The organism is Nocardia miyunensis NBRC 108239, assembly GCF_001613065.1.
Taxonomy (GTDB): Bacteria; Actinomycetota; Actinomycetes; order Mycobacteriales; family Mycobacteriaceae; genus Nocardia; species Nocardia miyunensis.
In genome coordinates this window covers 1-10,612 of the sequence record NZ_BDBQ01000162.1, presented here as the reverse complement: position 1 = coordinate 10,612, position 10,612 = coordinate 1, and the positions used below count along the sequence as shown (strand labels likewise).

Sequence of the window (10,612 nt, the reverse complement as noted above, 5' to 3'; positions counted from 1 at the left end):
AACCTCACACTGGCATTCGTGATGGAGTTGGTCGCGCTCGCGGCGCTGGCGCTGTGGGGCTGGAAGACCGCCACTGCGACTCCGATCAAGCTGGCGTTGGCCGTGGTCACGCCTCTCCTCGCGGCGCTGGCCTGGGGCCTGTTCGCCGCGCCGAATGCGACATTCCACTATCCCCTGCTCGCGGGCGTCACCAAAGTCGTAGTTTTCGGCGGCGCTGCGGTCGGGCTGTGGGCCGTGGGCTACCGAGCGGCCGCGGTCGTCTTCGTCGCCATCCTGGTCGCGAACCTGCTGGCGATCCGGCTCGGGCACCTGACCTCGTGAGCACGACGCATGGTGTACGGAGTCTCCGAGAGATCCCGCGGAAAGGGGGTTTCGGAGTTACACCGTTGTTCGTGCAGTCCCTACTCGACTCAGGAGGGCGGACAGGCGTCATCATGCGGCGACAGCGGTGTGGCACAACCGCGTTCAGCCCGCTGATTACCAGCAGGCTGGTTGTACTTGACTGACCGAGGTGCGGCGGCCCGGTAACTCGATGACGGCAGTTTCGACGTCACCCGCCGGGCATATGGGATTTCGGTGCGCGCTACCGGCAGCAGTGTTACGGAGACGCTGGTCCCCACGTCAGTGCGGTGGGGTGTGGCGGTGTCGGATCTCGCCGCGTGGTCGGCTGATGTCTTTGGTGAACGCGGCTGTGTCGAAGCCTTCGATCTGGGCCCGGAGTTGACGCAGGTTGGTCTGCTCGAAATATAAGGACCGTAGGTTGTATTCGCTGACAGCATGGGAGAAGCGCAAATTCTTGGAGAACGGAGTTCTTGACGATCTGCCGGGATCGCTTCGACCAGCGGTCGCAGCGCTTGTGCGTCATTGGTGTTGGCGGCCGAAATACCCACGGACAGAGGGATTCCCGCGCGATCGGACAACACGTGGATCTCCGAGCCGGATTTGCCCCGATCGACCGGGCTCGGCCCGGTCAGAGATCCCCCTTTTTCGCTCGCACCGACGCCGCGTCGATCACCGCGCGCGCAATCGATCAAGCCTTCGCTACCCAGCTCATCCAGCACAGCCCGGTGTAATCGCCGCCAGAGGCCAGCTTCGGTCCACGCACTGAACCGGCGATGCGCGGTCGGGACAGTGACTCCGAACGACGGCGGCAGCATCCGCCACGCACAACCGCTGGTCAGCACGAACACCACCGCCATGAACACGGCCCGCTCGTCGGTCGGCGCAGTTCCACCACCCGTGCTCACGGCGCCGATCGACCTCACCAAGCTGTGGTCGCCGGTGTCGGCGGCGTCGTCGCGCTGGTAGTCGCCTACCTGCGCCAGCGCGACCTCGAACAAGGACGATTCGTCGAGCGATTCGGCGCCGCCGCAGCACAACTCGGCCCCACCGACGTCGCGGTCCGATCGCCGTTCGTACGCGATGGCCGGCGTCGCCGACGAATCCCAGGGGCCTGGTTCGTCGACGTGACGTTCTCCCCCGATGCGGTTTTCAAGAATGTGGACTTCGGTACCCAGTCCATTTCGTTTGCCGATCCCAAACGGGGGGCGCCGGAACCGGTCTTCGACTGGTCTGCGGACATCACCCTGAAACCTGCCGATGTCGAACCTGAGGATTGGCCGTCAGCCGTGGTGACATCGGTGCCTTCGTCGTAGCGAAGCGGGCGCGCACGAATTGTTCCCGCCTAGCTCCGTACGACACGTATTCCAGACATGCCGAAAGCACTGATGTGCCCGGGATTCTGTCGCTCTCACCGAGGTGTCCGAGAGCCGATCGTGCACCGCGAGGATCTGCACGTTTGAGACCTATGGGTGACGCGTGAGAGCGGTTCGAGGTTTGGCAGTGGGGTGCGGGGCATACCGGGCTATTGCTGCGCAGCTGGGGCGGGGCCGGCGGCGAGAACGAAACCTACGCCTCCGGCAAGGCAATGAGCAGAGCCGGGACGACACCCTGCTGCAGGTCCTGTGGGTAGACGTAGACGGAGTGCTCGACGCCGACGATGCGCGGTATTGCCGATTTGCGTTTGCAAAACCGCGGACCACAGCACATGGCGTATCGGCGACCTCGCGTACTGCGAGAAGGGCTGTGCACGACTGTGGTCAGCTCGGGTGTACTGACAGTATGACGATCGCACCGGTAGATCTGAATACTGCTGGTCCTGCCGATCTGGCCGCAGTGTTACCGCTGGCCATGGCGTTTTATGCGGAGGACGGCTTCAGTACCGACGAGCGTGCGCTGCGCCGCAACCTCTCGGTGTTGCTGGCTTCGCCCATGGCGCGGGTCGCCGTGGTGCAGCTAGAGGACCAACTACTCGGTTTTGCTGTCACCACAACTAGTTTCGGTCTGGAGGATGGGCTGATCGCCGAACTGGAGGATCTTTTCGTAGTGCCGATGGCACGAGGACAAGGGCTGGGCGGCCGGCTGATCGCCGACAGCGTCGTCTGGGCGCGCGAGCAAGGTTGCCGGTCCTTGGAGTTGGTCGTGGCGCCGAGCAGCCGAGACGTCGGCCGTCTGCTCGACTACTACCGCGCACACGGTTTCCTGGACGAGGGCCGCCGCCTGATCAGCCGCCCGCTCTGAATCGACGAGCCTGCGCTCTGGCCCAAGACATCTCCGAAATCGGCTATCCGCAGGCCCGCTGAGTCTGGATGGGCATCCGTCCGAGTTCCTGGACACACTTCTTAAAACGTGGTTAGCCAGTGGGTTAGGCGGCGGGCCGCGGTTGTGAGGATGGTGGGGTCGCGGAGAGTATTGGATAGCAGGGCGCTGCCTTCGTAGGCGGCCATGAGCTGGAGGGCTAGGTCGTGGGCGTCGGCACGGCCGAGGGCGCGGAACTGGGTTTCGGCCCAGGCGATGGGGAGGTGCATCAGGTCGGCGACGGGGAACGCCTCGTGCGCGGGGCGTTTGTCGAGTTCCGAGCAGAGAGTGCCGATGGGGCAACCGTGTTGGGTGACGGTCTCACTGTCGGCGGTGAACAGATCCACGAGGGCTTTCAGGCGGCTTCTCGGCGAATCGAAGCGAGCGTCGATATCGGCGAGGGCTCCTCTGATCTGCTGGAGGTGAGCGTCGATGGCGGCGGCGACCACCTCGTCCTTGGTTTTGAAGTAGTAGTAGACGTTACCGGGCGGCACCTCGGCCACCTGCGCGATGTCGGCGAGCGTGGTCCGCTGCACTCCCTGCTGGTGCAGGAGCTGAACGGCAGCGGCCACGAGCCGCTGCCGTTTGCCTGGCCGCGGTGCGACGGCCGCAGTCTGGGTTAAGTCAGCCATCTCACTTAACAGGATACGACGCTCCGGCGTCGACCATTACCAGCGGGGCCCGCACACGCGTATTGCCGGAGCGCAGGGCGATCAGGGCCGCGACCGCCATCAGGATAGCCCCGACGAACAGCGCCCGATGGTAGCCGGAATCGGCGGCCACGGCCGTGGACGCGCCCGCAGCGATCAGGTCGTTGGTGCGGGTGATAGCGACAGCGGACAGGACTGCGAGGCCGAAAGCGCTGCCGACCTGCTGGGACGAGTTCAGCAATGCCGCAGCCAGCCCGGCCTTGTCCGGCGGCACGCCCGCGTTGGCCGCAGCGGTGACAGCGACGAACACCGGCCCCGCCCCCAACGACATCACGAGAAATCCCGGCAGCAGATCTCCGACATACGAACCGTGCATCGGCACCCTGGACACGTAGTAGATGCCTGCCCCGGCGAGCAGGCAGCCCACGATCATCACCCAGCGGGTGCCCACGCGCGTGATCAGTTGCGACGCAACGCCTCCGGCGACCGCGAACCCTGCGGTGATCGGAAGGTAGGCGGCTCCGGCCCGGATCGGCGAGTAGTGCAGGATCTCCTGCATGTAGAGGGTGGCGTAGAAAAGCAGCGAGAAGAACCCGGCGAACGCGATCAGCTGGGTCAGATCCGCTGCGAGCAGCCCTTTCACCCGGAGAACGGCCGCAGGCACCAGCGGATCGCGGGTGCGCACCTCGTTGAGCGCGAACGCGACGAGCACAGCGGCCGATCCACCCAAGCACAGGACGGTGGAAAGCGAGCCCCAGCCCACGACCGGCGCGCGCACCAGTCCGTACACCAACAGCAGCATGCCGCCGGTCACCAGCACCGCACCCTGCGAATCGAATGCCGCCCGCCCGGTCCGGTTGGGCCGGCCGTCTGCCAGAAGCATCACGGCACAAGCGATTACCGCGGCGCAGATGGGCGGGTTCACGAAGAACACCCACCGCCAGCCCGGCCCTTGGGAGATGACTCCCCCGAGGAACACACCCGCCGCCGCGGCCACGCCGCTGATGCCGCCCCACACCCCGAGCGCCGTGTCCCGATCCTTGCCCTCGCGGAAACTCGTCGTGAGTGCGGACAGCGCCGCGGGAGCCATGAACGCCGCCCCGATGCCCTGCACAAGCCGCGCCGCGATCAACAGCCCGGCACTGTCGGTCAGTCCGGCCGTCAATGACGCTGAAGCGAATACCACTAGACCCGCGAACAGCACGCGGCGTCGGCCGAGCAGATCGCCCAGACGGCCACCGAGCAGCAGAAAGCCGCCATAAGTCAAGATGTAGCCACTGGCCACCCATTGCAGATTCTGCTGTGTGAAATGCAAACTGTGCTGGATGGACGGCAGCGCGACGTTCACGATCGCCGAGTCCACGATGTCCAGAAACTGGACAGTGCACAAGAGCACCAAAATAGCCACCCCCAGCCGGGACCGCAGCACCAACCGCCGCCCGGACTCTTGTCCCAAAGCCGCACGCATACCCGCGTCCTCTCCTACTGAGTGAGTTTACTCACTCAGTCTTGTCAGCGCCTCTCGCCATGTCAAGTGAGTACACTCACTAACTAGGAAAAGTCTGTTGACCTGGCCTCTTTTTCCAGATCGCCGCTCAGAGGGCATCCGAGCTAGCGTCCGGGAACTCGGTCATGCGCGGGTGAGGCTGCGTGACATGGTCATGATGGTGGCGATGTAGACCATGGCTTCGTGGCCAGCGTTCGTTCCACCACCCGGAAGCCGCGGCAGGATCACGAAGCCGGGACCGATGCGTTGACGATCGTGACCGCCAGGTTCAGGGCCTGGTGCGACCAGCGCACCAGCCTGCCCGTGTAGCCAGCATCGGCCCAGGTCAGTGTGATGGTGGAGAACCGCTCGCGCAGCCTTGCCAGTAGCGGGACCGCACCGTCGCGGTCCTAGGGGCTGGCGGCGGTGACCACTGCCGGCAGCAACCCCATCGTGTCAGTGGCGATATGGCGTTTACGGCCACCGACCTTCTGATCCGACATCGTCGATCTCGGCGAAGAACACGAGCATCGAGTCCTGCGAGTTGCCGGCAAGGGCACCAAGGTCGTTCTGGTGCCGCTGCCGCCGGCAGTGAGCCGGGCACACTCGACCGATCGTGCGGGGACCGCGTGAGCGGCCCCATTCTGCTGAACACTCGCAGCCGACGAATGGACCACCATTGCGCAACCCGCCGCCTGCGGAAGTTGGCACACGGCACCGGGACGCGGTTGCCTCGAATGCATCCGCACATGCTGCGGCACACATTCGTGACCCCCATGCTCGATGCGGGAGTCGGCTTGCGCGATGTTCGGATCGCCGCCCGCCATGCCGACCCACGCACGACCATGCGCTACGACCAAGCCCGAACGAACCTCGACCGGCACCCGAACTACATACTTGCCGCCTACATGGCCTCGGGCACATGACATCTCAACCGCGCACTACTTTGCCGAATTGAGTGGATCCTGTGCGTCCTGGCCCGCATCGGCGCTGGTCCGGGTTTGCGATGGTGAGCGAGTCCGTCTGATGGGAGTGTGAACGCGTCCGGCTTGAAGATCGCGTCGCCCTGGCCGGTCACCAGCCATTCAGGTAGTCGAGCTGGCAACTCCGAATGCCACGTACAACGTATCGTTGCGTCGGCCCGGTGCCCGGGGGCAAGCGTTTCCCTTCCTGCGGGGATGATCGGACCGCCGCTGCGGCCCGGGTAGAAAGAACGAATGGGTGTAGACAACGGCTTTCGGGTTGGCGCGAATCGCTCGGTGTTCGCGTCTCGACCCGCCGAGCGGGCAATTGACGCTGGCGGGCGCTGCACGGGCCACCGGGACTCGGCGAGGTCCGCGCGCAGCAGACGCACCGGGGCTGCGTGAGCTCGATGACCGCCGGCTGCACCGGCGCGATGGCAGCGCTGGCCGCCGGAATCAACCTGCACACAGGACTTTTCACCGCTGCGGTGGCGGCCGGAATCGCACTCGGGCTCGGCGGGGCCCGCGGCGGCTCCGACGACGTGGCGATCGGCTCGTTCTTCTCCTGGACCCTCGGGCTGGGCGTGTTGTTCCTGACCTACTACACCACCCACCGCAGCGGCGGCAGCACCGGTCCGCCGCCAAGCCGAGACCGGCCCGCAGCAACGTGCCCGGATGATCAGCAATCGCTCCGGCCGTCCTCCAGTGTGATCGGCGCGGTGATTCTGTCCGGGCCGTGGCATCCGCGGTGGCGGTCGCGATCGGCGCGGCCGACCCGAAGCGCCGTCGGCTCGCCTCGCTCGGCGCGCAGCCGACCGTTTCGGGGCCGAAGGCGGCGAGCACATCTCGGCCTATCAAAGGTGTTGTTAAGCAGCGCTTTTGGTGTAATCATCGGCCGGTGTATTCAGTGCGGAACTCAGCGTCACCGGTCGGCGGCGCGTCGGCTCGCAGCAGCGCCTCGTAGACGGCGGCGCCTGCGCGGACTGCCTTCTGCGCGTCGTCGGTGTTGTAGGTGTCGATGGACAGGTCCAGCATCAATTTGTCGGCGGCGGGAATGCCGCCCACCGACCACGCTTTAAGCAGCGACTTGGCGGCCGCGTAGGCGCGGGTCGGTCCCTTCGACAATCGTGTGGCCAGCTCGCGTGCCGTGTCGTCGGGCACGATGAAGTCGGCCACCTGCGGGACCTGCGTAATCGTCGTCCGCTCGCCGAGCATGACCATGGGCGGGCCGCTCCCGGACCAATCAAGCTGGCCAACCGTTGATAGCCGCCCGACAATGGCACTTGCGCCGAGTTGATTTCCACGCACCACAGTACGGTGTTCTCCGACGCGACGATGAAATCGGCAGCGAGCGCGAGCTCGAAACCGCCGCCGGTCGTCTGACCGCGCAGAGCCACCACGACAGGAATGCGCATCGATTCAATCGCACGGTAGGAGTTGGTCACCTCGGTGACGAATGTGCGAAACCAGCTGTAGCTCTTGCCGGGCCATTCGTGCACCGCACCGCCGACGCTGAAATTCGGTCCTTCGGCGTGAATGAGCAGCGCGCGGATGTCGCTGTCGGTGGCGTCCTGCACCGCAGCGATGAGGTCGTTGTTGTATTGCGCGCTCACGAAGTTGAACGGCGGGCTGGCCAACACAATCCGGCCGAGGCTATCTTCCTGCTCAAATCGAACAGTGCTCACTGACATCACTCCTTTCCTACACGTACGACTCGGCTTCTCCGCGCACATCGCTGCCGAGTGGTCAGTCGGCCAGCAACTGCGCGCTGCTGATCCACAGCTCTTGTGCTCTGTCGATGTCGTAGGAGTCGACTGACGACAGGGCTGGCTTGTTGCCTTGGAAATACATGCCGGTCACACCGTCGTAGCGCGGGTCCGCCGCCAGAGCTGCGAGGTGGCGCCCGGAAGCGCGGGTGCTGTTGACACCGGGAAGAACGCGCAGTGCAGGTAGTACGTAACGCCAGGCGAACCGCTGCGTGGCGAATAGTCGCGACCCAGGCCCGAGCCGGGCATCAGTCCCGGATCGAACGCGTTGACCGTCATCCCCTGGGCGCCGTGGTCCAGTCGGCGGTCGAGTTCGTAGCAAAAGAGCAGATTGCACAGTTTCGATGTGGTGTATCGACGCCTGCCCTCCTCGGCGGTCAGGTCGCCGGGTGGCCGGGCCAGCGCGGCACCCGATGTATAGCGTGGGTGCGGCATGCCGGTGAAGCGGGCTGGATCGTGGGTTCGGCTGCTGACCACCACGATTCGTGCCGGCGCATGCAACGTGTCGAGCAGGCCGCGCACCAACGCGAAATGCCCGAGGTGGTTGACCCCGAACGTCATCTCGTAGCCGTCGGCGGTGCTCTGCACGCCCGAAACCACCTGCACCCCGGCATTGCAGATGACGGCGCGTATCGGTGGCAGCACGCCAGCACGCGAATCGTCGATGAAACCGCGTACCGACGCCAGCGATGCCAGGTCCAGCTGCATGACTGTGCATCGTTGCTCGGCGCCGAGCCGCTGTACCGCGGCCGCGCCGCGCCGCGGGTCGCGTACCGCCAGGACCACATGCCAGGACGGGTCGGTGGCCAGCAATGCGCGTGCACATTCGAGACCCAAACCGGAGTTGGCTCCGGTGACAATCGCGGCTCGCGTCGAATCAGTCATTTCGCCTCCAGAAGAATCGGCATGAGCGCGGTCAGCGCTTGCCGGAGCCGCCGGTACATGCGGGGCGCCTGGGCCGGTTCGGGTTCACGGTGCCGCCGAAGAAGACGAGTCCCAAAACGTTGGCGCAGAACCTTTATGGCGTCCGTTGTGACTTCTGGGCTGACCCCGTACCCGCTCGAGACTCCGATTACATAGGACTTGGTCATGATGCTATTGGAGGTGCTGGCCGAAGAAGGTAAACACCCTTTGCCATGCGTCGGCGGCGGCCTCCTTGTTCTCGCCGAATCCGGTGATACGCGCCAATGCGTGGAGGGGAGCACGGTCGGCGAAGCTGTGCCCCGCATGGGGGTAGGTCTTGACGTCATGCGGAATGTGCTTCTCGGTCAACACTTCCGCAAGTCGTTGTCCGCTGCCTCGGTTGAGCGGATCGCGCTGGCCGAAGCTGGCGACGATGGGGCAAGCGCCGTCGACGATTTCGGAGTATTTACTCTGCAGGGGCGGAGGATGGAAGGGTACGGATGCGTCGAAGCCCTTTGTGGAGGCGATGAGCGCGAACCCGCCGCCCATGCAGAACCCCGCGACGCCGATCGCGCCGGTACAGTCGGATCGCTTTGACAGCAGTTGCCGTGCCGCTGTTACGTCCTCGAAGGCTCGACCCTCGAAGGCCATGAGGTCGCTCATGACCGCTCGCATACAGCGAACGACCCCGCCGCGGGCGAACAGGTTGGGCGCGATCGCCAGGTATCCGTTGTCGGCGATCTGACGCGCGATCGCGCGGTGAGGTTCGCGCAGACCAAATGCGTCGTGGATGACGACGACACCAGGCCAGGGTCCTTTTCCGGGCGGAGTCTCCAGTACAGCGTCGATGCTCCCATTGGGCGTCTCGATGCTGATATCGGTCATCGTTCCTACTTCCGATGTCTTACAGGGTTTCGAATGTTGCGGTGAGGCTGGCAACTTCGTCGTCGCTGAGCGAGAGTGAGCCGCCGGCGATGTTTTCGGCGAGGTGGCTACGAGAGCTCGTGCCTGGGATCAGCAGCACGTTGTCGGCGATCGCGAGCAGCCATGCCAACGCGACCTGCGCGGGTGTGGCATCTTGACCGGCGGCGATCTCGGTGACAACCGGGTTGGCGCGAATCGCTCGGTGTTCGCGTCTCGACCCGCCGAGCGGGCAAAACGGAACGAAAGCGATTCCGCGGGTGCGGCATTCGTCGAACACAGGCTGCGAAAACCGATCCGCTTCGTCCACCGGGCGTCGTCGAGCAGACGCAGATTGACCGCGGTCAGTCGTTCGATGTCAAGCGTTCGGAGATTGTCCTCGATGCCTATGCGGAGCTGGTCGGGATCGTTATAGGGCAGGAAGGCGCCGACCTCGTCGCGCCGACCACCGACCTTGCTGACCAGTGCCAAGTTGTCAGGGTAAGGGGAGAGCGCTTCTCGGATAAGCTCGTTGACCACCGCGAGCCCGTAATAATGGGACGTGTCGATGTAATCGACACCGGCTTCAACGGCCTCCCTCAGCACAGCGATGGCTTCATCGTGGTCATCTGGCGGACCGAGTACTCCCGCGCCGGCTAGTTGCATCGCACCGTACCCGACCCGCCACACCGCAGTGTCTGCCAGCTGATATCGGTCAGTCCGTGTCCTCATGTCCACCCTCGAGGTAAAAACAGGTCAGGTACACCAACTACTGGACAAAACAGCCGCAGCGCTCGGGGTGACCGGCAGGCGAGTGACCGTGTTGGTGGACGCTCTGGTCGACGACAGGCTGGTGGCACGGTACGCCCATCCCACCGACGGGCGCAGCACCATCATCGTAATCACCGAGGCCGGCCTGGCCCAGCAGCGCAAAGGGATGGCAACAACATCAGCGCACTATCTCCGTCGCATTCGACGGCCTTCACCCTTGAGGGAGTGATGGGCGCGGTTGAGGAACGTGACGGGGGCCTGACCCCGCCGGTGGGTCAGCCACTGGCAGGGTTTCGCATTTCTCATACCACCCGGAGAACGGGGCCGCAGGTGCTCGGTCAGCTTGTCCCCCGCACCAATCACCTCTCGGAGATCGGGATGGAAATGTCGAACTGTTCGAGACCGCAGCGGCAGGCCCGTAAGCCACGCCAGCGGCCACGATCGAGCCCGGCGACCGATGGCCGGCCCGGCGACGTGTCCGAGCGGCCTCGGCAGCGGCCCTGTCACGAGACGAGGCCGCATAAGGGACCCTCCACA

Annotated in this window: 10 protein-coding genes and 4 pseudogenes; 5 read left to right on the top strand and 9 right to left on the bottom strand. The window is 65.0% G+C overall.

Going from position 1 to position 10,612, the window contains the following annotated elements; translation table 11 throughout:
- On the top strand, positions 1–321 hold a 321-nt coding region (locus NM2_RS46415), incomplete at its 5' end, for a YrdB family protein (RefSeq protein ID WP_067684069.1).
- A gap of 434 nt (positions 322–755) precedes the next feature.
- Here NM2_RS46415 and NM2_RS52435 read toward each other — a convergent pair.
- A pseudogene (locus tag NM2_RS52435) lies at positions 756–1,325 on the bottom strand (IS5 family transposase); the annotation flags it as partial.
- On the opposite strand from NM2_RS52435, the gene NM2_RS50580 reads away from it, so the two are divergent.
- Complete coding sequence (locus tag NM2_RS50580) at positions 1,272–1,655, top strand: hypothetical protein (RefSeq protein ID WP_067684067.1); 384 nt, start codon at positions 1,272–1,274, stop codon at positions 1,653–1,655. The pseudogene NM2_RS52435 and the gene NM2_RS50580 sit on opposite strands and share 54 nt — an antisense overlap.
- Positions 1,656–2,121: 466 nt before the next feature.
- Entirely contained in the window at positions 2,122–2,580 is a 459-nt protein-coding gene (locus tag NM2_RS46405) for a GNAT family N-acetyltransferase (RefSeq protein WP_067684072.1), read from the top strand.
- A gap of 101 nt (positions 2,581–2,681) precedes the next feature.
- On the opposite strand, the gene NM2_RS46400 is transcribed toward NM2_RS46405, so the two are convergent.
- Both NM2_RS46400 and NM2_RS46395 read right to left on the bottom strand, forming a co-directional pair.
- Complete coding sequence (locus NM2_RS46400) at positions 2,682–3,269, bottom strand: TetR/AcrR family transcriptional regulator (RefSeq protein ID WP_067684065.1); 588 nt, start codon at positions 3,267–3,269, stop codon at positions 2,682–2,684.
- Between the two features lies 1 nt (position 3,270).
- On the bottom strand, positions 3,271–4,755 hold the full coding sequence (locus tag NM2_RS46395; RefSeq protein WP_067684062.1) for an MFS transporter: 1,485 nt from the start codon (positions 4,753–4,755) through the stop codon (positions 3,271–3,273).
- Between the two features lie 485 nt (positions 4,756–5,240).
- Between NM2_RS46395 and NM2_RS52810 the strand changes: the two genes are divergently transcribed.
- Positions 5,241–5,699 (top strand): tyrosine-type recombinase/integrase, encoded by a 459-nt coding sequence (locus tag NM2_RS52810; protein WP_281182949.1) that lies wholly within the window; start codon positions 5,241–5,243, stop codon positions 5,697–5,699.
- 924 nt (positions 5,700–6,623) lie between these two features.
- Here NM2_RS52810 and NM2_RS52430 read toward each other — a convergent pair.
- The 6 genes and pseudogenes from NM2_RS52430 to NM2_RS53600 all read right to left on the bottom strand — a co-directional run.
- The gene (locus tag NM2_RS52430; protein ID WP_067684059.1) at positions 6,624–6,956 is read right to left on the bottom strand and encodes an enoyl-CoA hydratase/isomerase family protein; all 333 of its coding nucleotides are present in this window, start codon (positions 6,954–6,956) and stop codon (positions 6,624–6,626) included.
- 62 nt (positions 6,957–7,018) lie between these two features.
- Positions 7,019–7,426, bottom strand: a pseudogene (locus tag NM2_RS53285) (enoyl-CoA hydratase/isomerase family protein); the annotation flags it as partial.
- Positions 7,427–7,481: 55 nt separating this feature from the next.
- Positions 7,482–8,386 (bottom strand): annotated as a pseudogene (locus NM2_RS46380) (SDR family NAD(P)-dependent oxidoreductase).
- 210 nt (positions 8,387–8,596) lie between these two features.
- Positions 8,597–9,289: a dienelactone hydrolase family protein gene (locus NM2_RS46375; RefSeq protein WP_067684056.1), complete on the bottom strand. Its 693-nt coding sequence runs from the start codon at positions 9,287–9,289 to the stop codon at positions 8,597–8,599.
- A gap of 19 nt (positions 9,290–9,308) precedes the next feature.
- A complete protein-coding gene (locus NM2_RS53605) occupies positions 9,309–9,635 on the bottom strand; it encodes an aldo/keto reductase (protein WP_439957001.1) in 327 nt (108 codons plus the stop codon).
- A 95-nt stretch (positions 9,636–9,730) separates the two neighbouring features.
- Positions 9,731–9,970, bottom strand: a pseudogene (locus NM2_RS53600) (aldo/keto reductase); the annotation flags it as partial.
- A 64-nt stretch (positions 9,971–10,034) separates the two neighbouring features.
- Here NM2_RS53600 and NM2_RS46365 point away from each other — a divergent pair.
- Positions 10,035–10,304, top strand: a complete 270-nt coding sequence (locus NM2_RS46365; RefSeq protein WP_067684053.1) for a winged helix DNA-binding protein — start codon at positions 10,035–10,037, stop codon at positions 10,302–10,304.
- The last annotated feature ends 308 nt before the right edge of the window (positions 10,305–10,612 follow it).